At 45.3% G+C, this 22,100-nt stretch carries 20 protein-coding genes; 16 read left to right on the top strand and 4 right to left on the bottom strand.

The window, feature by feature from the left end:
- Positions 1 to 16 precede the first annotated feature (16 nt).
- On the bottom strand, positions 17 to 763 hold the full coding sequence (locus tag B2U97_RS00240) for a MauE/DoxX family redox-associated membrane protein (RefSeq protein ID WP_286823908.1): 747 nt from the start codon (positions 761 to 763) through the stop codon (positions 17 to 19).
- 383 nt (positions 764 to 1,146) lie between these two features.
- On the opposite strand from B2U97_RS00240, the gene B2U97_RS00235 reads away from it, so the two are divergent.
- From B2U97_RS00235 to B2U97_RS00175, 13 genes are all read left to right on the top strand, one after another.
- Positions 1,147 to 3,852, top strand: a complete 2,706-nt coding sequence (locus tag B2U97_RS00235; RefSeq protein WP_286823906.1) for a TonB-dependent receptor — start codon at positions 1,147 to 1,149, stop codon at positions 3,850 to 3,852.
- Positions 3,853 to 3,918: 66 nt separating this feature from the next.
- A complete protein-coding gene (locus B2U97_RS00230) occupies positions 3,919 to 4,650 on the top strand; it encodes a hypothetical protein (protein ID WP_286823904.1) in 732 nt (243 codons plus the stop codon).
- A gap of 8 nt (positions 4,651 to 4,658) precedes the next feature.
- Positions 4,659 to 6,293: a PepSY domain-containing protein gene (locus B2U97_RS00225; protein ID WP_286823902.1), complete on the top strand. Its 1,635-nt coding sequence runs from the start codon at positions 4,659 to 4,661 to the stop codon at positions 6,291 to 6,293.
- A 659-nt stretch (positions 6,294 to 6,952) separates the two neighbouring features.
- Positions 6,953 to 8,242, top strand: a complete 1,290-nt coding sequence (locus B2U97_RS00220; RefSeq protein WP_278355039.1) for a TolC family protein — start codon at positions 6,953 to 6,955, stop codon at positions 8,240 to 8,242.
- 1 nt (position 8,243) lies between these two features.
- Positions 8,244 to 9,770 carry an efflux RND transporter periplasmic adaptor subunit gene (locus tag B2U97_RS00215; RefSeq protein WP_286823900.1) on the top strand — a complete coding sequence of 509 codons (1,527 nt, stop codon included), beginning with the start codon at positions 8,244 to 8,246 and terminating at the stop codon, positions 9,768 to 9,770.
- Positions 9,763 to 12,888: an efflux RND transporter permease subunit gene (locus tag B2U97_RS00210; RefSeq protein ID WP_278355041.1), complete on the top strand. Its 3,126-nt coding sequence runs from the start codon at positions 9,763 to 9,765 to the stop codon at positions 12,886 to 12,888. Before B2U97_RS00215 ends, B2U97_RS00210 begins: the two co-directional genes overlap by 8 nt.
- Positions 12,889 to 12,987: 99 nt before the next feature.
- Positions 12,988 to 13,365 carry a hypothetical protein gene (locus B2U97_RS00205; RefSeq protein ID WP_114982383.1) on the top strand — a complete coding sequence of 126 codons (378 nt, stop codon included), beginning with the start codon at positions 12,988 to 12,990 and terminating at the stop codon, positions 13,363 to 13,365.
- A 92-nt stretch (positions 13,366 to 13,457) separates the two neighbouring features.
- Positions 13,458 to 13,796, top strand: a complete 339-nt coding sequence (locus tag B2U97_RS00200; protein ID WP_114982382.1) for a P-II family nitrogen regulator — start codon at positions 13,458 to 13,460, stop codon at positions 13,794 to 13,796.
- 58 nt (positions 13,797 to 13,854) lie between these two features.
- On the top strand, positions 13,855 to 14,226 hold the full coding sequence (locus tag B2U97_RS00195) for a cation transporter (RefSeq protein WP_278355042.1): 372 nt from the start codon (positions 13,855 to 13,857) through the stop codon (positions 14,224 to 14,226).
- A 27-nt stretch (positions 14,227 to 14,253) separates the two neighbouring features.
- Entirely contained in the window at positions 14,254 to 14,712 is a 459-nt protein-coding gene (locus B2U97_RS00190; RefSeq protein WP_278355043.1) for an ATPase, read from the top strand.
- Between the two features lie 79 nt (positions 14,713 to 14,791).
- Positions 14,792 to 17,053 carry a heavy metal translocating P-type ATPase gene (locus B2U97_RS00185; protein ID WP_278355044.1) on the top strand — a complete coding sequence of 754 codons (2,262 nt, stop codon included), beginning with the start codon at positions 14,792 to 14,794 and terminating at the stop codon, positions 17,051 to 17,053.
- 37 nt (positions 17,054 to 17,090) lie between these two features.
- Positions 17,091 to 17,444 carry a cupredoxin domain-containing protein gene (locus tag B2U97_RS00180; RefSeq protein WP_278355045.1) on the top strand — a complete coding sequence of 118 codons (354 nt, stop codon included), beginning with the start codon at positions 17,091 to 17,093 and terminating at the stop codon, positions 17,442 to 17,444.
- Between the two features lie 214 nt (positions 17,445 to 17,658).
- Entirely contained in the window at positions 17,659 to 18,102 is a 444-nt protein-coding gene (locus B2U97_RS00175; protein WP_227016388.1) for a hypothetical protein, read from the top strand.
- 143 nt (positions 18,103 to 18,245) lie between these two features.
- Here the strand turns inward: B2U97_RS00175 and merR are convergent, their stop codons facing one another.
- On the bottom strand, positions 18,246 to 18,680 hold the full coding sequence (gene merR, locus B2U97_RS00170) for an Hg(II)-responsive transcriptional regulator (RefSeq protein ID WP_278355095.1): 435 nt from the start codon (positions 18,678 to 18,680) through the stop codon (positions 18,246 to 18,248).
- A 74-nt stretch (positions 18,681 to 18,754) separates the two neighbouring features.
- Between merR and merT the strand changes: the two genes are divergently transcribed.
- From merT to merA, 3 genes are read left to right on the top strand one after another with little or no spacing between them, the layout of a single operon-like run.
- On the top strand, positions 18,755 to 19,105 hold the full coding sequence (merT, locus tag B2U97_RS00165) for a mercuric ion transporter MerT (protein WP_278355046.1): 351 nt from the start codon (positions 18,755 to 18,757) through the stop codon (positions 19,103 to 19,105).
- A 13-nt stretch (positions 19,106 to 19,118) separates the two neighbouring features.
- Complete coding sequence (gene merP / locus B2U97_RS00160; protein ID WP_114982375.1) at positions 19,119 to 19,415, top strand: mercury resistance system periplasmic binding protein MerP; 297 nt, start codon at positions 19,119 to 19,121, stop codon at positions 19,413 to 19,415.
- A 5-nt stretch (positions 19,416 to 19,420) separates the two neighbouring features.
- Positions 19,421 to 20,824, top strand: a complete 1,404-nt coding sequence (gene merA, locus B2U97_RS00155; protein ID WP_278355047.1) for a mercury(II) reductase — start codon at positions 19,421 to 19,423, stop codon at positions 20,822 to 20,824.
- 231 nt (positions 20,825 to 21,055) lie between these two features.
- Here the strand turns inward: merA and B2U97_RS00150 are convergent, their stop codons facing one another.
- Together B2U97_RS00150 and B2U97_RS00145 are read right to left on the bottom strand one after the other, a co-directional pair.
- Complete coding sequence (locus tag B2U97_RS00150; RefSeq protein WP_227016387.1) at positions 21,056 to 21,214, bottom strand: hypothetical protein; 159 nt, start codon at positions 21,212 to 21,214, stop codon at positions 21,056 to 21,058.
- 78 nt (positions 21,215 to 21,292) lie between these two features.
- Positions 21,293 to 21,940 (bottom strand): cation diffusion facilitator family transporter, encoded by a 648-nt coding sequence (locus B2U97_RS00145; protein ID WP_278355048.1) that lies wholly within the window; start codon positions 21,938 to 21,940, stop codon positions 21,293 to 21,295.
- Positions 21,941 to 22,100 lie beyond the last annotated feature (160 nt).

The raw sequence follows: 22,100 nt of genomic DNA, 5'->3' as shown, positions 1-22,100 counted from the left end.
GCATAGCGCTCTTTTTCTAGTTCACTGTAAAAAACATCCAGAGAGCCATAGCGACCATCATAAGGTTTTCAGTGAGCGAAATGAAGCCTAACGGCACATTACTCGAGCCACCGACACAGGCACATTTTAGCTCACGTTTGTCGACATAAACGGCTTTAAACACCGAGACAGAGCCCACGGTGCCGATAAATAACGCGATAGGGATGGAAATGACGTGAGCAAATTCCGCTGCCATTAACAGACCCGCCAAGCCTTCGGCGTAGGGGTAAATACGGCCATAAGGCACCCATTTTTTGGCGAGAAGATCGTAATTGAGAAACATGGTAGAGAATTTCTCTACGTCCTGGAGTTTGAGCAAGGCCAGAACCACCATAGAGAAACTGATGAACCACTCGATGGTTTGTACGGTAAATGCGCGACCAAAAGACAACCACGACGTGGCTACAGAGAGGAGTGCCGTCATAATAAATAATGCAATAACGGGTCGGTAACTGGTTGCGCCAGGGTCAGGAAGAGGTTTTCCAAGAAAGGTTCGAACCTCCTCGTACCCACCGATACGCTTATCACCAATAAACACTTGTGGAGTGGTATCGACGTCGTGCTTTTCTTTGAATTTGTCGGTTTCCTCTCGGCTCTCTAATAGATTGTCGTCCACATCGTAACCGTTAGCTTTAAGTAAGTGCCGGGTTTTTAAACCGAAAGGGCATTGGTGGTCAGGTGTCGACATTCTGTAAAGCGTGGCTTTTTGTGTTGATTGACTCATAGCGGAGTTCCCCTTTCTAAAAGTTATACTTTTTGTACGTATTAACGCTGGTGAAAGATTAACTTGTTTATCATTTTGGGTAAAAATGCATTTAAAGTGAAAATATATTTCAAATTTTTTAAAGTTGGACAACTTTTTTTGGTGGTTTTTCAATCATTCCTAAGAGCTGATTTTAAAAGAGTTATGATATTTAAGAGAGTGAAAAAGTTGAATATACAAGCTCTATAGATACTTCTATTAAAGGGTTTTGTATACAACTTTAATTATTTTTAACTTGACTAAAATTCTGAGGTTTCTATTCTGAGAGTTGTATAAACAACTTAGATGGCAGTACGAAGTCTAATCGGAAAGTAAAATAATTATAATCTAATCGAGGTGACAAAATGCAAAAGTTACTTAAGTCTGCTGTCGCTATAGGCGTATCTGCGGCACTCTTTAATACAACAACAGTCTGGGCACAGTCAGAACCTGATAATACTCAAGCCGAAGACGTTGAGAAAATCACGGTGACTGGTTCGCGAATTCAGCGAATAGAAGCAGAAAGTGCTGCTCCGGTTCAGGTTTTCACGGCGGAAGACATAGAAGTATCGGGAATGACCTCGGTAGAAATGATTTTACAGAGAATGTCAGCCTCCGCTGGTTTTGCTGGCAGCCAGAGTAATGCCTACTGGACAGGTAACGGCTATGGCACCGCTCAAGTTAACTTGCGTGGGCTGGGCATTAACCGAACGCTTGTACTGCTGAATGGTCGTCGTATTGTTAACGGTGGTACCGGCGCAAACAGCTCTGTTGACTTAAATATGATACCGGTTGAAATGATCCAGCGCATCGAGGTTCTTAAAGATGGCGCTTCAGCGATATATGGTGCGGACGCCGTTGCGGGCGTGGTGAATATTATCACCCGTAAAAGTTACGATGGCTTCACTATCGAAGGGCGCTTAGGATCGACAGATGATGGTGAAGGTCAAGATCGCAAAGTTAATATGATCTTTGGCGCCAGCAACGACAAAGGTCGCGTAATGGCGACATTAGGCTATCGTTCCTCAGACGAAGTTAATATGGCCGATCAAGCCGGTTGTGCTTTGGGTGAATTAACACCAGGCCAACTGGATTGCTTCGGAAGCTCAAGTACCATTGGGGGGAGAGCAACCATATTGACGGGTCCAAATGCTGGAGATCGTATTAACTTCAATCAAGATGCTGACGGTAATGGTGATTTCTATGAACCCTACAGCGCTGAGGAACATAACTTTGCATTTTTTCCTTATTTAAATTCGGTTAACCCAATTACAAACTGGAACTTCTCCGCTTTCGGGGATTATCAACTGTCTTCCGATGCGACGGTATTTGCTGAGGTTTTATACAGCAACCGGACCTCCGATCAATTAGCAACGCCGGGAACATTAAGAGGTATTGAGTTTGATGCCAGCCACCCAACAAACCCAACGGGCGAAACCATTCGGCTTGAAGGTCGTCGCTTATTAGAAGGTGGACCAAGAACGTTCTTCCAAGATGTTAATACGTTCAGAACGGTCGTCGGCATGAATGGTGTTATTGGCTCAGGTTGGAACTGGGAAGTTGCTTATAACTATGGCCGTAATACAGCCATTGACGGTATGACCAATATCGTCAATATGCAGCGTCTATCTGCGGGCTTAGACCCGAATACGTGTGGCTCCAACGGCATTCCCTGTATCGACTTATTGGGTTATGGGGATCTGTCTCAAGAGGCATTGGATTACATCATGTTTCGCACGACCGATAACGGGGGAAATGAACAACGCTCATTGACCGCAAACATTTCAGGCGACTTATTTGAAATGCCTGCTGGATGGGTGCCTGTCGCATTTGGTGTTGAACATCGTAAAGAGGAAGGTTGGCGAAATCCGGATTCATCAATTGTTGCTGGCATTATGAATACCAATCAGGCGGACCCGATAGAAGGGAGTTATACAGTTGATGAAGTTTACGCTGAAACTTCTTTACCGTTGCTGGCTGACTTACCATTGGTTCAGTCGTTGAATTTAGATTTAGCGTATCGTTACAGTGATTATGACACCTTTGGTAGTGATGGAAATTACAAAGCGAGCGTTCACTGGCGTGTATCGGATGCTTTGAAAGTGCGGGCTACTCAGTCAACTGCTTTTCGTATTCCGAACATACCTGAACTCTTCGGTGGTGTTGCTGAAGGAAATCTAACAACAACGGATCCGTGTGACGGATGGGATCAAGCCGGTGCTAACCCAACTGTGGCGGCAAATTGCCAAGCAGACGGCGTTCCTGCAGGGTATGAACAATTTGGTGCAACCGTACTGACCACTGTGGGTGGGAACCCCGATTTAAAACCGGAAGACGCGGATACTTTCACTGCTGGTTTTGTATGGGATATCGGCTCGGCGGACAATTTACAATTGACGGTTGATTACTACGATATTGATATTGAGAATGCTATCCAAACAATTCCCGGTTCGACGAAGCTGTCTGTCTGCTATAACTCAGAAAATCTATCACACCCATTTTGCAGTCCAGAGCATTTCACGAGAGACTCTTTAACTGGCGATATTGACTTTTTGTCTGCTCAACCTACCAATGCCGCAACTGAAAATGTGTCGGGTATTGATACCGCTTTGTTTTATAACACCGAGCTGCTGGGTTGGAAAAGTGATTTCAGTTGGAATGTTAGTTACTTAAATGAGTATACATTTGCGCCTTTTGTTGGTGCGGATGAAATTGAATATGCTGGGTACATTACCGGCGGCAGAGGAAGCTATACGCACTGGCGTTCAAATGCTTCGGGAACGTTTATGAAGCAGGACTGGCGTCTACATTACTCAGTTCAGTACATAGGGCCTGCCGATGACATTAATGCTGCTCCGGGAGATATTGGAGCCCGCGCACCCAGTGTTTTCTATCATAATGTGCAGGGAACTTATTTTGTAAATTCAAAACTGAGCGTGACTGGCGGGGTTAATAACCTTTTTGATAAAGAACCGCCTTATATTCAAAGTTGGACGGACGCCAATACTGACACCATGACGTATGACTTGTTAGGCCGTCAGTTATATCTGAAGGTACGTTACAGCTTTTAATGACCAAACTGGCTGTCGCTTTTCCCTGGGAGCGGCAGCCTTTTTTTATAAGACTTGAGGTAGAGTATGACTCAAAAGAAACGCTCCAGTAGCTGGCGAGTTTGGCACCGTTGGTTATCGTTGATTTTTGGCCTGCAAATGATTATTTGGACAGTCAGTGGCGCATACATGGTGTTCTTCGATTTGGATTATATTCATGGCGATCACTTAGTTCAGGGTATAAGCCAGCCAATACCGAAAGGTGCTGAAATATCAAGCTTAAATGAACTGTTGAGCCGTTATCCAGAAACACGAAGAACGTCGTTAAAAAGCGTATCGCTGAATCAGAAGTTACAGCCGGTGTATAAAGTAGAGAGTAACGAGGAAGCGTTTTTAGTTAATGCGGAGTCGCTGCAGCGTATTGATATAACCGAACAACACATTAAAGAGTTAGCGAATCAATATTACACGAAGGATCCCGACGCTATTGAATCGGTCGTTTATATGACTGATAACCCACCAACAGAAGTGAGTGGTGCTTTGTTACCGATTTGGCAGGTAAATTATGATGATTTCGGTAATACCAGTCTGTATTTATCTGAAACGACCGGGGAGCTTTTGGTAAAGCGACATACGTTTTGGCGGGGGTTTGATATCGCCTGGATGTTACACATAATGGACTACGACGAGCGTGTGGATATCGAGACCTGGTGGTTAAAGGGCTTTATTATCGGTACGTTTATTTTAATGATAACGGGCACTGTCCTGCTTTTTTATACGATTACGTTTAAGAGAAAATCGACTGGGGGTGCTCAATGATAAGGTTTATGCAATGGCTTCATCGTTGGGTGAGTTTGGTTTTAGTGATTCAAGTCGCTTTGTGGCTAGTGAGTGGGTTATTTTTTAGCTTAACCGGACACCACGGAATGTCAGGCCATCAATATATGGTCTCAAAAAACTCTGAACCCCCACTTAAAAAAATAGCGCCTCAAATCGATGTTACTGAAATGCATCAACGATTTCCCTCAGCTCACTCAATTGAGCTGGTCAGTGTTGCCGGGGTAAGTCAGTATCAGGTGTCTCTGCCAAGTGAGCGGTTGCGTTACTTCAACGCTGATACGGGGGAACGGTGGTCCACGGACCAAGCTTTGGCGACCCAATTAGCGCTGAATAGCTACAATGGACCGGGCCAGGTTGAAAGGGTTGAGAAAGTCACCGGGAGCGATGAAGTGAATGGCTGGAATGCCTCAGGATTCCGCATTGATATCGAAGATGATCTTAACACTCGAATATATATCGATGAAGCGTCATCTCAGGTTGTGGAACATCGTAATACACCATGGACAATCGCTGACTGGGCGTTTCGTTTGCACTTTATGGATTACACGGGCGGTCGAAGTTTTAATCACCTATTGATATGGAGTGCAGGGTTATTCGCTCTTTGGTTTTCATTATCCGGTTTAATTCTCTTAGGCCGAAATATTACTAACGGTGACTTTAATCCAAAACGTAAGAAAACGTGGCTAGAATATTTTCAGCAGAAAGGGCAACCAATTGCGAGTAATTGTGGCGGAGGCGGTACCTGTGGGTTATGTAAAGTGACACTGCAAGGCAGCAATATACCCAGCCCGAAAGCAGCTGATAAAGCGTTATTGAGCGCCAACGAATTAGAAGCAGGAACGCGCCTATCTTGTCAACACAGAACGTCATCCAATTATGACGTTAAGCTGCATAATGCCGGGGTCGATGATATTGCTTTAACACTTGATTCAAAGCGGCAACTCACTCCATCCATTATGGAGCTTACTTTTGTAAGTTCAGACCCCGTTAGTTATGAAGCCGGGCAATTTATGCAGTTCCGTATTCCACATATAAACGAAATATTGTCACGGCATTACTCGGTTGCTACGCGGCCTCACCCGACTCGGTTTGTATTTAACATAAGGCAGCTGCCATCGCCAAGCGAAGGGATTCCCCCAGGTATCGGTTCAAGCTACCTATGTAACCTGGAGGCTGGTGCGAGTGTCGATGCTGTAGGACCATTTGGTGACTTTCAGCTGACGAAACAAAATAATCACACGCAAGTCTTTATCGGAGGCGGCGCAGGTGTTGCACCGTTAAGAGCGTTAATACAAAGTGAATTAGCAGCAGATTCTCCTCGTCGTTGCATATTCTTTTACGGTGCTCGATATGAAAAGGAACTCTGTTATAGAAACGAGTTTGAAAGAGAAGAGGGGTTAACTTATATACCTGTTCTTTCTGAGAGCGCCAAGTCGGATGACTGGACTGGACCAACTGGTTTTGTGCACGAAACCGCAATGAAGCGGTTGGCCGGCAAAAACAAAGAAACATTAGATATTTACGTGTGTGGTCCTCCGCCGATGCTAGAAGCAACGTTAAAGTCTCTTGCTGACTTTGGTATTCCGCGAGAACGCATAAAGTTCGATGACTTTGGTATTTAGACTTTAAAATCGCCTAAGTTAGTCGTAAATCTGGGTGGTGATATAGCAGTCGTATCGCCACCTGGATTGACTACCTCGCTATGAGTACCTCTTTTAATTGATTGATCTTTATCAGCAAAAAGATATACACTTCAAGCATGTTTTTACAGCAGAACTTCGCATGTATCGTTTAATCATTGCTCTATTGCTATTGGCAGTAACAACAATGTCATTTTCACAAACTATCAGTACGGAAGAGGCATGTATGCACGATTCTACTGAGCAGGTTTGTGATCTTGCTGATTGCGAAGTGTCGCACTCTCTTACCGATAATTGTTGCTCTGATTCAATGATGCGACATTGTTACAGTCCGTCAATTACTGTCGTTTATTCTGAGCAATCGACTGTTCCGCCTGTTGATAAGCTGCTTTTTAATGCTACCTCATTCTTAGATACGAATATTAAAGAAAAACACTCACTCTCGCTTTTCCGCCCCCCAATCCACTCTTAAAAATACGGGATTTCTCGATCCTGGCGCGTCTATCGCTCAGGTAAAAGCACAGCTATAAGCTTTGGTTCGCTCATTGTTGTTACGACGCCGCTCGTCGTCCTCGTTACGCTCTGATTCATAGCTTGGTCTGTGTTGAATCTAAAAATTCACAGTTTTTGAGAGTAACAATATGAAACTTTTAAGAAGAATGGCTTATTTAGGTGTTCTGACTGCAGTAGTGCCAAATGTTGTTAGTGCACAAGAGCCACTTTTGAATTTGCAAGAAGCAGTGAGTATCGCTGTACAAGAAGATCCTTGGTTAACGGCAAGTAAGCAAACCCAAGAGGCATTCGCGAGTGAAGCAATAGCCTCTTCCAGTTTGCCTGACCCTAAAATATCACTCACGGCTGCCAGTTTCCCTGTTGACAGTTTTAGTTCAAGACAGGAAGGGATGACCCAGTTAGTCGTCGGTGTTTCACAAGCATTTCCCAGAGGAGACACATTATCGTTGTCTCGTAAGCAGAAAAACCAATTAGCTCAAAAACAACCGCTTTTGAGAGCGGATCGCATTGCTAAAGTCAAAACAACGGTCACTAAGTTGTGGTTAGATGTTTTTTTCTCTCAGCAAAGTATCCGCTTGATTGAATCGGATAGAGCGCTTTTTGAACAGTTAGTGTCAACCGCTAAGGCGAGTTATACCAGTACCGAGGGAAAAGCACGGCAGCAAGATGTTATTAGAGCCCAACTTGAACTTACACGCCTGGATGATCGGTTGACATCACTGCGACAAAAAGAGGAGCGACTTCAAAGCGAACTGTCGGAATGGATAGGTGTTATAGCGAAATCAACGTTACCGGATGACCTTCCGAGTCTTACGCTGAAGAAGACATTGCTATCACCTTCGACAATACCGGAACAAGCCTTGTACGAATTGATAAAAGAACACCCGGTTTTGCAAGCGACCGATCAAGACATTTTGGCGTCGGAGACGTCTGTCGAGCTCGCTCAGCAAGGTTATAAACCGCAATGGTCAGCCAATCTGAAATATGGCCATAGAAACGACGATCCAAGCGGCAATGACCGTGCCAACTTGTTGTCAGCCGGGGTTACGTTCGATGTCCCTTTATTTACTGATAACAAACAGGATAAGCAGGTACGTTCAGCAAAGTTTAAAACGGAAGCGAAAAAAACTGAGAAGTTATTGGTTGCCAGGCAGTTAATAGCCAATTTACGCAGTACGTTTTTACAACTCAACCGCTTGAATGAACGTGCTGCCCTATATCACGAAGAGCTACTTCCACAAATGTCCGCCCAGTCTGAAGCCGCATTGACAGCCTACAACAATGATGATGGCGACTTTGCGGAGGCGGTACGGTCACAGATTGCGGAAGTCAACGCAAAAATTGATGCATTAGCAATCGCTATCAACCGCCAAAAATTGATTGCCGAAGCAAACTACTTATTACTTTCGGGAGTGTAAAATGAAAACAGTCACCAAATCTCTTATAAGCTTAGCTGTAGGCTTTGCAGTTGGCGCTGGCGCTATTGGCTATTTAATGCAATCGACTGAAGTGTCTGATCGTTCATCGGGCAATGCAGAAAAAGAGCCGTTATATTGGGTGGCTCCGATGGATCCCAATTATCGCCGAGACAAGCCAGGAAAGTCTCCGATGGGGATGGATCTTATTCCGTTCTATGGCGATGATGCGGGAGAAAGTTCACCTGGTACGGTGAGAATTGATCCCGACGTTATTAACAACCTTGGGGTTACAACTGCAACCGTCACTTCCTCGAGACTCAACCTGGATATCGAAACGGTCGGTTATGTTCAGTTTGATGAGAACCGAGTGCTGACAGTAAGTCCCCGTGTTGAAGGCTGGATTGAAAAGCTTTTCGTAAAAGCGGTTGGTAACTCGGTTAAAGCAGGCGAGCCTTTATACAGTATTTACTCTCCTGAAATGGTTAATGCGCAAGAGGAGCTTGTATTGGCCTCGCAAAGAGGTAATCAGGTTCTAATCGATGCCGCTGAAGAACGCCTAAGAGCCCTGCAAGTCTCTGAATCTGAGATTAAGAAGTTAAAAAAGACTCATAAAATTCAGAAAACAATCACGGTAAAAGCAAAGCAGTCAGGGGTATTGGATAAACTGACTGTGCGTGAAGGTAGGTTTGTAAAGCCGAGTATGAATTTAATGACCATTGCCCAACTGGATAAAATATGGGTTATTGCAGAAGTCTTTGAGCGGCAATTGAACCAGGTTGAGGTAGGCAATGACGTTCAAATGAACCTCGAGTATGCCCCAGGTAAAGAGTGGCAAGGGAAGGTTGATTACGTCTATCCGTCACTTAACCCTAAAACTCGGACGGGACAAGTTCGAATTCACTTCGATAACCCAGATGGCTTTTTAAAACCGGGCATGTTTGCGAATCTTAACATTAATGCTGGTTTAGGCGACAAAAACTTAATCATCCCTAAAGAAGCGCTTATCCGAATGGGTGATTCGAACCGAGTTGTCCTGGCACTGGGTGATGGTAAATTTAAATCAGTTAATGTTGACGTTGGGCGGTTAGGTAGCTCGCGAGTTGAGATTTTATCGGGTCTTATGGCAGGTGATGACATAGTTACTTCAGCTCAGTTTTTGATTGATTCTGAATCCAGTAAATCTTCTGACTTTAAGCGCATGCAACATGACACTCATGCCGATAACGAGAGCCATGGCAGCATGTCAAGTGACGCAGCAGCCCAAGCTGTCTGGGTTGAAGCAACCGTTAAAAGTGTTATGCCTCAGCACTCGATGGTTACGCTGGAGCACGGTGAGATTTCTGAGTGGGACTGGCCTGCAATGACGATGGACTTCGATGTTGCGTCTGATGTTGAACTTTCTAAGCTTAGCACGGGTTTATCCTTGCATGCGGAGATAACGCAAGTCGGCGAGCAACGGTACCAGCTCACATCTATTCATATTCCTGAGCAAGAACAAGTGACAGAGCAGGAGCATAGCCATGATTAAGTCAGTCATTCGATGGTCAGTGAGCAACCGTTTTTTCGTTCTTCTAGCGACATTAATCCTCGTGGGTGTTGGTGCTTTTGCGGTCAAGAATACACCAGTAGATGCCCTGCCGGACTTGTCGGATGTCCAGGTGATTATTAAAACCAGCTATCCGGGTCAAGCGCCGCAAGTAGTAGAAGATCAAGTGACCTATCCATTAACGACAGCTATGTTGTCTGTGCCGGGAGCTAAAACCGTTCGTGGATATTCGTTTTTCGGCGACTCCTATGTGTATGTCATTTTTGACGAGGGTACGGACGCTTACTGGGCACGTTCGCGAGTGCTTGAATATTTATCTCAGGTTGCTCCCACATTGCCTTCTAATGCAAGACCACAATTAGGCCCTGATGCAACAGGGGTTGGTTGGGTGTATTTGTATGCCTTGGTTGATCGTACGGGAAATCACAATTTGGGTGAGTTACGCAGTATGCAGGACTGGTTTTTAAAGTATGAACTGCAAACGGTCGAAGGAGTTTCGGAAGTTGCTGCCCTGGGCGGGATGGTAAAGCAGTACCAGGTGAAAGTTGATCCGGAGAAGCTGCGCGCATTCGATATTCCCCTTGCTCACATACAAAATGCTATCCAGCGAGGCAATCAGGAAGTGGGGGCTTCGGTGGTTGAGATGGCGGAAGCTGAGTATATGGTTCGGGCTTCAGGCTATATTGATGGTGTGTCAGACTTAGAGAGTATTCCGCTTGGCGTTGATGAAAATGGCACGCCATTATTGCTTAAAGATGTTGCTGATGTGGGCGTGGGCCCCCAAATGAGGCGTGGTATAGCCGAATTCAACGGTGAAGGAGAAGCCGTCGGTGGTATTGTTGTAATGCGCTTCGGAGAGAATGCCCAAAAAACGATTGATGGCGTTAAACAAAAGTTGGAGGAATTAAAATCTGGGCTACCAGAGGGTGTCGATATAGTCACTGTCTATGACCGTTCGGGGCTTATCTCGGATGCCGTGGAAAGTCTCTGGAAAAGTTTAATCGAAGAACTCGCGATTGTCGCGTTTATCTGTGTCATATTTCTTTTTCATGTGCGCTCCTCGCTGGTTGCTGTTATCAGCTTACCTTTGGGTATTTTAACCGCGTTTATTGTTATGTATTGGCAGGGAATTAACGCGAACATTATGTCGCTTGGGGGGATCGCAATTGCTATTGGGGCTATGCTCGATGGCGCCATAGTCATGATTGAAAATATGCATAAGCATATGGAAAAAACGCCACTGACACCAGAGAACCGCTGGCGGGTGGTTGCGGCCTCTGCTTCAGAGGTAGGCCCTGCACTTTTCTTTAGCTTGCTCATTATTACCGTCAGCTTCATGCCGGTGTTCACCTTAGAAGCCCAGGAAGGACGGATGTTTTCTCCGCTTGCTTTCACGAAAACCTATGCAATGGCGGCCAGTGCAGCCTTAGCGGTTACCGTTATCCCTGTGTTGATGGGGTACTTTATTAGAGGAAAAGTAACACCTGAAGGGAAAAACCCGCTTAACCGGTTATTGATCGCTGGGTATAAACCGCTTTTAAAAGGCATTTTGAAATACCCAAAGACAGCAGTTGTGGGAGCGCTTGTTATCCTGGCCGTCGGTATCTGGCCGATTGACAAAATTGGTAGTGAATTTATTCCAGATTTGGATGAGGGCGATTTGATGTATATGCCAACTACCTATCCGGGGTTATCAATTGGTAAAGCAAGAGAGCTCTTACAGCAAACCGACAAGCTAATAAAAACAGTACCGGAAGTGAAGACGGTTTTTGGCAAAATTGGCCGAGCAGATACCGCCACCGACCCGGCACCCTTAACGATGATTGAAACCTTTATTCAACTGAAACCGAAAGATCAGTGGCGAGACGGTATGACCACTGAGAAGTTGAAAAGAGAACTGGATGCGCTTGTAAAGTTTCCGGGGCTGACAAATGCGTGGGTTTACCCCATTAAAACTCGCATCGATATGCTATCGACAGGTATCAAAACGCCGGTAGGTATAAAAGTTGCCGGAGCTGATCTTAATGAAATTCAGAAGATCGGCCAGCAGCTTGAAACAATACTTGAAGATGTCGATGGTACGGCTTCCGTTTATTCAGAGCGAGTGGCAGGTGGACGCTATGTCAAAGTTGACATAAAAAGGGAGCAGGCTGCACGTTATGGCTTGAACATTGAGGATGTTCAGCAGGTTGTTGCCACGGCTATTGGTGGAATGAATGTTTCAGAGACCATTGAAGGGCTTGAACGATACCCAATAAACTTGCGCTACCCTCAAGATTACCGTGATTCGCCGGAAGAATTAAAAAAGCTACCTTTAGTTACGCCAAATGGACAGCGCATTAGTTTGGCGGATGTAGCTGATGTCTACGTCGAACTCGGACCGCCGGCAATTAAAAGCGAAAACGCAAGGCTCAATGGCTGGACTTTTGTCGACATTGAGGGTGTTGATGTCGGCACTTATGTTGAAAAAGCAATGAAGGTCGTAGATCAAGAAATTGAGTTACCTGCAGGGTATTCAGTCACCTGGTCCGGGCAGTACGAATATATGGAAAGAGCCAAGGAAAAGTTAACTTACGTTATTCCGTTAACACTCGCGATTATTATCGTTCTTTTATATATGAACTTTCGAAATGCTACGGAAATCGCGATCATACTGGGGACCTTGCCTCTTGCGTTGGTCGGCTCAATTTGGCTGATGTATCTTTTAGATTATAACTTCTCAGTTGCGGTAGCGGTTGGCTTCATCGCGCTAGCGGGGGTTACCGTAGAAATAGGGATATTAATGCTGACTTACCTTAATCAGTCCTATAATGAATACGAACAAGGCCAGTTAGAGCAAGGTAAAGCTTTGACTAAAGACGGCATTTCTCGCGCTGTAATGGAAGGGGCTGGGCTTCGTGTTCGTCCCGTTATGATGACGGCGGTTTCTACAATCGCTGGTCTATTGCCTATCATGTTCAGTACAGGGACTGGCGCTGAAGTGGTTAGCAGAATAGCCGCCCCAATGGTTGGAGGAATGATAAGCGCTGTTATTCTGACCTTGCTAGTGTTACCCGCTGTTTACTACTTGTGGCGCGGGCAGAAGGTTAAGTGTGTATAAGACCGATTATTTTGGTTAAGAGCTGCGCATCATTGATTAAGATCAATGGTGTGCGCTAATAAGTATGCTAGGTTAAAATTTGGGATTGGGAGAACACATATGGTTCAAACAAAATTGTTAGTTGTGCTTATGCTGGGAATAGTGATTCAGCTATCCTTCCCAGCTGCTCCTGCCCATAATACTGCCTCCAGCGCAGAGCACGTAATCAACGTTAATCAGACGGATGTTGCAAACGAAAGAAAAAACAACATGCACTGTGATGGCGATGAACAATCTGCCAGTAAAACGTGCTGTTACTGTTTAACAGATTCTGCAGATACATGTTTAATGGATGCGGAGTGCAACTCTGCAAGCTCTCCTTTAGTCTTAATCCCATTCAATTTCCCCATAAAGTCAACTGGCTATTTGCAGTTCCCGCTGTCATATGAAGGAAACGTTAAGCAAATGTCTTTTGATATTTTTTATCCTCCGAAATAGCGCCTGCTAAATTTCAAGTAATACTTTTTTCGAAATTTAATCATGCCGTATGCGCCCCTAAGTTAAGGGACTTAAGGCGTGTAGGAGGATATATGAACCTATCTAAAATAACTGCTATTTTTGATCAATTGCGACAAGACGCAGTGGAAGAGGCTTTGGTCGGTTGTGGCGTTAGCGGCTTTACGTTGTTTCCCGTGCGAGGACGAGGTTACTACTTTGATAGTTATAACGATGATCACTTAGTTGATCACGTACAGCTCGAAGTTTATGTGAACAGTGATGACGCGCGCGACGTTGCGTTTTTGGTAGTTGAAGCGGCCCATACTGGGGTACCTAACGAGGGATTAGTCTCTATCTCGCCAATCGATGAATTGATTTGGGTTCACGACAAACGAGCAGCGACTGATAAAGAACTCTCGTTACAACGCTAATATCGCGCCAACATCGACCTGAAGTATATTAATAGTTTTAATAAATAGGACAGTACTGATGTCAACTAACGATCATAGAGCCGGAGTGCGTGAAATTAACTTAGTCAATCGCACGTTAAAGCTAAACACTGAGAGTGTGAAAGAAGTTCGCGAAGCGATTAACGAAATCGATCTCTTGGTTGGTCTTGATAGCGTTGCCTACGATTCTGAACATAACTTGTTATCGGTCGCTTATGATGCCTCTAAAGTCGATTTGAACGTGATAGAGGAAAAGCTCGGAAAGTTTGGTATTGAAATAAATAATGGCTGGTGGACTCATTTGAAAGAGGAATACTACAAATTTATTGATCAAAATATTAAGGATAATGCGGAGCATACACCGTGGAGTTGTCACAGAAGTCCGCCAGGTGCCAAGAACAAACGAAAGTAACGTTTAATTATAGGTAAGGAGTCAAAAATGCAAATAGAAACAATCAAAGATGTGTTGAGTTGGACAGTTGATTTCCACAAAAACCTAAAGGAGTGTGTCACTCACTGCTCTAAACAGAACCAAGATGAACGAGCTCGGATGATTCTAAACTACGTGTCGGGTCATGAAGCGAGCTTAGCGCGAATGGTCGACGGCTTCAGGAATACAGCAAACCGGAATGCATTAGACACTTGGTGTTATGACTATATTGGGAAACACCCCATCGTTGAGCATGGGCACTGCGATTCGCCTTTTAAAGAGTTAGATACCGATCACATTATGGAGAAGATTGTAAACCATCATGAGCAAGTCATAGAGCTTTATGAGCACTTATATTCCCGTGTTGATATTGACAGCGCAAAAGAGCTGTTAGAGACGGTAAAAGACGTTGAAGAAAATGAAATTAAACGAATGGTGCAAACTGCGAATCGATTTTCGGATATGTAGTGAGTGAAAATTTTATCGTTGGTACTTTGCGGGAAGTAGCCGTTGCTTGGCTGGTTTCCCGTAAATAAGGAGCACTGGTATGGGTGTAAAAACTGAAGACGTTCGTAGTAGTTCCATTGAGGAACTCATTATCGAGGGAGCCGGTTGCGCGAGTTGTGTTGGCAAAATCGAGAGTGCATTAAAGTCTGTATCCGGCGTGGAAAATGCAGAGATGAACTTTGCCCAGCGAACGGTCAGTGTGACTGGAACAGCAAATCCGAGCGCTTTAGTGAAAGCGGTAGAGAAGGCGGGGTATAGCGCTAAAGTAGCCACTTCTGAAAGTGAAGATGATGCGTTGGCAAAAAAAGAACAAGCCGACTGGGCTTACTATAAGCGATTGATGCGTGAAATGACCGTTGCGTTGTCGTTAGGTGTGCCGTTGATGATTTACAGCCTTTTCGTTGGCGAAATGCCGGTTACCACCACCACAGAACGTTTAGTATGGCTACTGGTGGGAATTTTGACCTTGGGCGTACTTTACTTTTCTGGTAAACACTTTTTCGTTGGTGCCTGGCAGTCCTTTAAAAACCATTCAGCGAATATGGACACGTTGATTGCACTTGGTACGGGAACCGCTTGGCTTTATTCCATGGTTGTTGTGTTAGTTCCGCATCTGGTTCCAGAGATGGCGCGTCATGTTTACTTCGAAGCATCCGCTATGATTATTGGATTGATCAATTTGGGGCTGGCACTTGAACTGAAGGCTCGGGGGCGTACGTCCGAAGCCATAAAGCGCCTTATTGGCTTACAAGCTAAAACAGCTCGTGTCGTCCGTGATGATAAACAGTTGGATATCCCTATTGAAGAGGTGCTCAAAGATGATGTGGTGCGTGTTCGCCCCGGTGAAAAGATTCCTGTGGATGGTGAGGTAACTGAAGGACACACGGCCATTGATGAGTCCATGTTAACAGGGGAGCCAATGCCTGTGGAAAAGGCGGTCGGAGATACTGTTGCAGCAGGGACGATAAATAAGAGCGGCTCCATTTTGTTCAAAGCGAGACGTGTAGGAAAGGACACTGCTCTTGCTCAAATTATTAACATGGTGAAACGTGCTCAAAACTCCAAACCTCCGATAGGTCGTCTGGCTGACGTCATCTCCGCCTACTTTGTCCCCGTCGTTATGATTATTGCTGTTACTAGCGCATTGTTTTGGCTCAATTTTGGCCCAGATCCCGCGTTAGCTTTCGCAGTTGTATCGGCTACTACTGTGCTGATTATCGCCTGTCCCTGTGCATTAGGTCTTGCTACCCCTATGTCGGTGATGGTGGGTGTGGGGAAAGCTGCTGAAGCGGGTGTGCTTATTCGTAATGGTGAAGCGCTACAAACTGCGTCAAAGATATCGGCTATGATTCTGGATAAAACAGGCACGATTACTCTGGGCTCGCCTAAGGTCACTGATGTGTTAGTGGCGCGTGAGTATGACGAGCAGACGGTATTACGCCTTGCTGCGACGCTTGAATCAGGCTCTGAACATCCTTTGGCACAGGCGATAGTTGAGTCAGCTATGGAAAAAGGTATTGAAACAGGAAAAGTTTCTAATTTTAGCGCCATTGCGGGTCATGGTGTACAGGCAAAAGTAGAAGGTAAAACACTTCTTTTTGGTAATGAAAAATTGATGCGTGAGCGTAATATCGACTTGGGTAATTTTGTCGAAAAAGCTCAAGTTCTGGCTACCGAAGCTAAGACGCCTATGTACTTAACTGTCGATAACCAGCTGGCCGCAATCATCGCTGTAGCCGACCCTATAAAAGAAGACTCTATCGCTGCCATTAAACGTTTGAAGGACAATGGCATGCGGGTAGTGATGCTGACTGGCGATAATCGCGCAACTGCAAAAGCTGTTGCTAAAAAAGCCGGTATTGAAGAGTTTTTTGCTGAGGTTTTACCGGAAGAAAAGTCGGAAAAAGTTCAGGAACTTCAAATGGAAGGCGAAATCGTTGGCATGACAGGCGACGGTATCAACGACGCGCCAGCGTTGGCTATTGCCAATGTGGGGTTTGCTATTGGTACGGGCACGGACGTCGCTATTGAAAGTGCTGATATTACATTGATGCGTGGCTCGTTGCACGGGCTTGCCGATGCGGTCGCGGTAAGCAAGGCCACACTACGCAACATTAAGCAAAACTTATTTGGTGCTTTTATTTACAACGTGGCAGGTATTCCTTTTGCCGCAGGCGTTCTGTATCCGTTCTTCGGAGTGCTATTGAGTCCGGTTATTGCCGGTGCAGCAATGGCTTTTTCGTCGCTTACGGTAGTGAGTAACGCTAATCGGTTACGCTTTTTTAAAGCCAAGAAACATTAATGCATCTTTTAACTGTGGCGTATTCAGGAGAATAAACATGTTATTTATTAATATTGCTGGTATCGCTTTGATAGCACTGATCGTCTGGTGGTTTTGGCTTTATAAACCTGCGGAGAGACAGGTGGAAGAAGGGGTGCTTGTCATTACCGTTGAAAACGGTACTTACTCGCCATCGCGAATAAAAATATCAAAAGGCAAGCCGACGGAGCTTAAGTTCCTGCGGAAAGATCAGTCCCCTTGCTCTGAAACTTTGCTTATTCCTGAACTGGAAATCAGTGAAACGTTGCCTTCTAACAAATTAAAGCCAATTCAAATACCAGCACTGGAAACTGGAGAGTACGACTTTCATTGCCAGATGCAAATGTACCGGGGAAAGATAGTTGTCGGTTAAATGGCTTAAAACGTCCAGGTTACAATACGAACTTTAAAAGTTTTTCGTTAGCTTTGATGAAATTCAATTTCATCGAAGAAATTGAAGAATTCGGTGATGAATATCACCGTTATATGGAGTCTACGCCAGCGTGGGTTCCACGATTTAACTATAGTGAAATAACGTCAAATTAATGAGACCAATACAATTTGGTCGTAATCAAGAGGGTAATAAAATGAAAAAAGTACTTTCAGCTTTAACGATCACAGCCTTAATGGCCTCACCTGTATTTGCTGACGCACAGCATAAACATGGTGATGATCAAAAAGGTTCAATGAGTGGAATGATGCACCATGAAAAAATGACATCAATGCATGAGCACATGCAGGAAATGCGCGACGCTATGAAAAAAATAAAAAGCGAATCTGACCCCAAGAAGCGTAAAGAACTCATGCAAAAACATATGGAGTCAATGCAGAAGGGAATGCAAATGATGAACCATGGGATGGATAAGGGCATGAATAAGGGAGAACATAAAAAGGGAGATCAAGCAGAGTCAACGGGCAAAGAGCATATGATGAAAAAAATGAAAATGATGGAGCATCGAATGGATATGATGCAAAAGATGATGGAGCAAATGATGGAACACCAAAGTGAGGAAAAGAAGCAGGGTAGTTAGGCGATATAAGGCATGTGCCTAAGCTTAAGTGCGGCTATTTATAGGAATAAATAGCCGCGTTTTTGATTTGCAATATTTTTAAGGAAAAAATGATGCAAATAAATTTGGCTCGGCCGCGGAGACTAGTTGGCTATTTAAGCGCTTTACGATTTCTTTTTAACGGTATTTTCAAGGCCTTCATTAAGGGAGGCCATTAAAGGACAATAAACAGCGCCCTGTTGGGCGCTGCATTGCTGAACCAGACCACTCAAAGCGCGTTCAATATGTTGTAAATGCGATAGTTTTTGCCTAACGCTAACGAGTTTTTGCTCTCCTAGCTCTCTAGCTTCATCACAATGAACGCCATCCTGCAGTTTTAATAGCTCTGCGATTTCATCCAGGCTAAAACCAAGCCATTGAGACGTGCGAATAAAGTGAAGTCGTTGTAACGCATGACTGTCGTAATGGCGAATCCCTCCGTACGGCTTCTCGGGCTCTGCCATTAACGCTCTTCGCTGATAATAACGAATTGTCTCGACATTTACGCCAGCGGCGGCGGCCAGCGTACCAATTGTCATCAGCTCTTGTTTTTCTGACATAACGGTTGACTCTGTACCTAGATACGGCTCTAAGGTTAGCATAAATCAATACACTTACGCAGGAGGTTATTGTTATGCCAAACTCTAAATCTGGACGAGGTTCTCTTATTGCGGGCGGCGTTGCAGCGTTATTGGCTTCAGCGTGTTGTTTGGGACCGCTGTTGTTACTCTCTCTCGGAGTGTCCGGTGCATGGATTGGAACCCTGACAGCACTTGAGCCATATCGTCCGGCATTCATTGCCATTGCACTGATTGCTTTGTTCTTCGCCTGGCGCCGGATATACCGTCCTGTTGGTAATTGCGGGCCAGACGATATTTGCGCAAGGCCAAAAGTGCGTGCGGGTTATAAAGTGACGTTCTGGCTGGTTGCAGTGCTTATATTAACCGCGATGTTATACCCCTATGTTGTACCTTTCTTTTATTAAGAGGCAATACACGATGAAAAAATTAATGACCACAACCTTATTGTTCTTATTGTTTAGCTTACCCACTTTAGCAGCTAAGCAAACCGTCACGTTATCGGTTCCCGGAATGACGTGTGTGACCTGTCCTATTACGGTGAAAGCGGCACTGAGACAGGTCGAAGGAGTTAACGCCGTCGACGTTCGTTATGAAGAGCGGGACGCAACGGTGACGTTCGACGATGCGAAAACCTCCGTTGAGGCGTTGACTCAAGCAACCACTGATGCGGGTTATCCATCCACATTGAAAAAAGCCTCGGTGACACAGGAGTAAGGTTTATGAGTGATAACAATCTGCATATTGCAGTGATTGGTAGCGGTGGCGCAGCCATGGCTGCCGCCTTGAAAGCGACTGAACACGGTGCCCGGGTGACACTAATTGAGCGTGGTACTATCGGCGGAACCTGTGTCAACATTGGCTGTGTTCCTTCTAAAATCATGATCCGGGCGGCTCACATTGCACACCTTCGCCGGGAAAGTCCGTTCGATGACGGCCTAAGCGCCCAGACACCGGAGGTGAACCGGCCGGCGCTATTGACTCAGCAGCAAGCACGGGTGGAGGAGCTGCGCGAGTCCAAGTACCAGAGTATTCTCAGCGACAATACCGCTATTACCGTTCTCAAAGGCGAGGCGCGGTTCGTTAGCGAGCGCACGCTGGCGGTTGCGCTCAGCGACGGTAACGAGCAAACCGTGACATTTGACCGGGCTTTCATCGGTACCGGCGCCCGACCGGCAATACCGGCTTTTCCCGGTTTGTCCGATACGCCTTACTTAACTTCAACAAGCGCGCTAGAGTTAACACATATCCCGGAGCGTCTTGCTGTTATCGGTGGTTCGGTGGTCGCACTCGAGCTTGCTCAGGCATTTAGTCGTCTTGGTAGTGACGTAACGGTTTTAGCACGCAGTCGGCTGTTATCGCAAAACGACGCGGATATCGGTGAAACCATCAATGCTGCTTTTCTCCGGGAAGGTATCAATGTGCTTGAAAATACTGAAGCGAGTCAGGTTGTGTATGATGGGCAAACATATACTCTGCAAACCAATCAAGGCGTACTACACGCTGATCAGCTTCTGGTGGCTACGGGGCGTACTCCGAATACTGAAATGTTGAATCTAGAGGCGCTTGGCGTTGACACTGAGCGCGGTGCGATAACGGTTGATAGCGGTATGCAAACCACTTGCTCAGACATATATGCGGCAGGCGACTGCACCAGTCAACCTCAGTTTGTTTACGTGGCTGCCGCGGGGGGCAATCGAGCGGCTATTAATATGACGGGCGGCGATGCCAGGCTTGATCTTAGTACCATGCCCGAGGTTATTTTTACCGACCCGCAAATTGCGACTGTTGGTCTTTCTGAGGCAGGCGCTGAAGCCCAGGGGTATGATGCCGATAGCCGCACACTGAATCTGGATAACGTGCCGCGAGCACTGGTCAATTTCGATACATTGGGGTTCATTAAAATCATCGCCGAGCGCAATAGCGGGCAACTGTTGGGTGTTCAGTGTGTGGCCGGAGAAGCGGGAGAACTGATTCAAACCGCAGCGATGGCACTTAGGGCTAAAATGACCGTTGATGAAGTTGCTGATGGGCTTTTCCCATACCTGACAATGGTGGAGGGTTTGAAACTCTGTGCCCAAACGTTCAGCAAAGATGTGGAACAACTGTCTTGTTGCGCGGGTTAAGTGTCATGGTCACTGCTCTGCATCTTGACCGCCGAGAATGCCCATTAGTTCTATTTTGCTATCATTAACCCGAAGGTAAATACTATCAACACCAAAAACACTTGCGGTAACCTCTACGAATATGATCGATGGTAGGATAGTTTGGTGGGTTGCTAGCTATTTTTTCGAATGGCTCAAATAAACGATAAAATAGTTGCCGCCTGCCGTTCGCCAAACGTTAAGTAACCATAATTATAAATGCGGTTTGAATTCTTTCAGCATTTCTTCTGGAGATTGATCAGTAAATCCGTTTGCTTCCGCTGACTTGAGTTTTTCATTAATTGCTTTAGCACGGCGAATGAGATCGCTAACTAATTCGTTTTTGCTATTGTATTCACCGAACTCTTGCACGTGATGACAAAGCCAAAGACCACTTTGCTCGGTTAATGTAATACTTTGTCACGTGTTATATAGCGTGTTACTAAGGTTTTATCCGCAACACCCGGATATATTGGTTTTCTCGCCAGCTTTTACGGCTATAGCGTCTTTAATTATGCGAATAGCGGATCGCAAGACAATAATCGCTATAACGGTTGCAATGACTAAGTCAGGCCAAGCCATATTGAGTTGTGCCACTAACAAGGCCGAGACAATAACGCCGACGTTCATGATCATGTCATTGCGTGAACAGATCCAGCTGGCGCGGATGTTAATATCACCGTTTCGTGAGCTGTATAAAAGTGAAAAGCAAGCTACGTTTACAACGAGCGCCAGACCAGCAACCCATAACATCATATTGGCATTAGGGTCACTGCCAAATGCTAAGCGTTGAAACACATCGGCTAATACCAGTAACGCCAATAAGGTTTGCAGCGTGCCATTAAAAATGGCCGCATTGGCTTTATATTTAATGGCTTTGCCAACTGCATGCAAACTGACGGCATAGACCAACGTATCGGCGAGCATATCTAGCGAATCGGCGATAAGCCCACTGGAATCGGCTAACCAACCGGCAATGAACTCAACGAAAAACATAACGCCATTAAGGACTAATACAGTCCACAACAACCGTCGCTGCGCTTTATCGATATGGGCTTGCACATTACTACCAGACGAACTGCCGCAGCAAGATGACATGTCACTTCCCTTAAGTTAATTAATCGTTGCCGTATTTTATCAGACGTGGCGATGAGTTTCTTTGCTGGTTTTCGAGTCTACTGGTCAAAAAGAACTGAGTAGCACTTTTTCGTCAAAGTAATAGAAGGAAGCTGAATGAGTAATCATGAACACGGAAATC

It is taken from the genome of Idiomarina sp. UBA3176 (assembly GCF_002364295.1).
Lineage (GTDB): Bacteria > Pseudomonadota > Gammaproteobacteria > Enterobacterales > Alteromonadaceae > Idiomarina > Idiomarina loihiensis.
This window is presented reverse-complemented; position numbering and strand designations above follow the sequence as displayed.

Bases quoted from the DNA above. Each gene is read 5' to 3' on its own strand.
- merT (WP_278355046.1), top strand. From the start codon at position 18,755: ATGCCAAACTCTAAATCTGGACGAGGTTCTCTTATTGCGGGCGGCGTT.
- merA (WP_278355047.1), top strand. From the start codon at position 19,421: ATGAGTGATAACAATCTGCATATTGCAGTGATTGGTAGCGGTGGCGCA.
- B2U97_RS00230 (WP_286823904.1), top strand. From the start codon at position 3,919: ATGACTCAAAAGAAACGCTCCAGTAGCTGGCGAGTTTGGCACCGTTGG.
- B2U97_RS00180 (WP_278355045.1), top strand. From the start codon at position 17,091: ATGTTATTTATTAATATTGCTGGTATCGCTTTGATAGCACTGATCGTC.
- B2U97_RS00220 (WP_278355039.1), top strand. From the start codon at position 6,953: ATGAAACTTTTAAGAAGAATGGCTTATTTAGGTGTTCTGACTGCAGTA.
- B2U97_RS00185 (WP_278355044.1), top strand. From the start codon at position 14,792: ATGGGTGTAAAAACTGAAGACGTTCGTAGTAGTTCCATTGAGGAACTC.
- B2U97_RS00175 (WP_227016388.1), top strand. From the start codon at position 17,659: ATGAAAAAAGTACTTTCAGCTTTAACGATCACAGCCTTAATGGCCTCA.
- merP (WP_114982375.1), top strand. From the start codon at position 19,119: ATGAAAAAATTAATGACCACAACCTTATTGTTCTTATTGTTTAGCTTA.
- B2U97_RS00210 (WP_278355041.1), top strand. From the start codon at position 9,763: ATGATTAAGTCAGTCATTCGATGGTCAGTGAGCAACCGTTTTTTCGTT.
- B2U97_RS00145 (WP_278355048.1), bottom strand. From the start codon at position 21,940: ATGTCATCTTGCTGCGGCAGTTCGTCTGGTAGTAATGTGCAAGCCCAT.
- B2U97_RS00205 (WP_114982383.1), top strand. From the start codon at position 12,988: ATGGTTCAAACAAAATTGTTAGTTGTGCTTATGCTGGGAATAGTGATT.
- B2U97_RS00190 (WP_278355043.1), top strand. From the start codon at position 14,254: ATGCAAATAGAAACAATCAAAGATGTGTTGAGTTGGACAGTTGATTTC.
- B2U97_RS00235 (WP_286823906.1), top strand. From the start codon at position 1,147: ATGCAAAAGTTACTTAAGTCTGCTGTCGCTATAGGCGTATCTGCGGCA.
- B2U97_RS00200 (WP_114982382.1), top strand. From the start codon at position 13,458: ATGAACCTATCTAAAATAACTGCTATTTTTGATCAATTGCGACAAGAC.
- B2U97_RS00240 (WP_286823908.1), bottom strand. From the start codon at position 763: ATGAGTCAATCAACACAAAAAGCCACGCTTTACAGAATGTCGACACCT.
- merR (WP_278355095.1), bottom strand. From the start codon at position 18,680: ATGTCAGAAAAACAAGAGCTGATGACAATTGGTACGCTGGCCGCCGCC.
- B2U97_RS00215 (WP_286823900.1), top strand. From the start codon at position 8,244: ATGAAAACAGTCACCAAATCTCTTATAAGCTTAGCTGTAGGCTTTGCA.
- B2U97_RS00225 (WP_286823902.1), top strand. From the start codon at position 4,659: ATGCAATGGCTTCATCGTTGGGTGAGTTTGGTTTTAGTGATTCAAGTC.
- B2U97_RS00195 (WP_278355042.1), top strand. From the start codon at position 13,855: ATGTCAACTAACGATCATAGAGCCGGAGTGCGTGAAATTAACTTAGTC.